A 562-nucleotide genomic window follows, 5' to 3' on the forward strand; every position below is an offset into this window, starting at 1 on the left:
TAGCGGACCGTCCAGGTTGTCATGCTCCACGATCGCCCTCCGGGGGGTGTGTGTCGGGCTGGGTGTCCGGACTGGTCCACCAGTGTGAGTATGGGCCGTCCCGAGCTGGAAACCACCCCGTGCGAGACGACCGTCGGCGCACCGGCACCTGCCCGAAAGGGCACCACTTTTGCTTATGTCACGTTATGTTACCCTCCGTATAGGGTTGTGAGCGTGCGGCTGTAGGTCGCTCTCGATGTTGCTCTTGATGGTCGGTGCGGATGCGGGGAGGACCGTGGTGGGCGACTGGGGTGTGCTGGACCTGGACGGTGATCCGACTCCGGGTGATCCGGATGCGGTGCGGGCGATGGCCGTCCGGTTGCGAACCCAGGCTGAGCTCGCCGAACACAACACTGTGCGGTTGCGGGCGATCGCGGGTAGTGGTGGCGAGCTGGCGATGGTCGGTGACTACGCGTCCCTGTTCACCGAGGCGTTGGTGGAGCTGCCCGACGGGTTGGGCCGGCTGGCCCGTGCCTACCGGGGGTGCGGGGATGCGCTGTTCGGTTTTGCGAACGGTCTGACC

1 protein-coding gene is annotated in these 562 nt (G+C 66.0%); it reads left to right on the top strand.

Annotated elements, in window-relative coordinates; all coding sequences use genetic code 11:
• Window positions 1-235: 235 nt before the first annotated feature.
• Window positions 236-562: hypothetical protein (locus U9978_RS23565; RefSeq protein WP_322763340.1), on the top strand; the 327-nt coding region annotated here is incomplete at its 3' end.

The organism is Protofrankia sp. Cr2 (assembly GCF_963555885.1).
Taxonomy (GTDB): Bacteria; Actinomycetota; Actinomycetes; order Frankiales; family Frankiaceae; genus Protofrankia.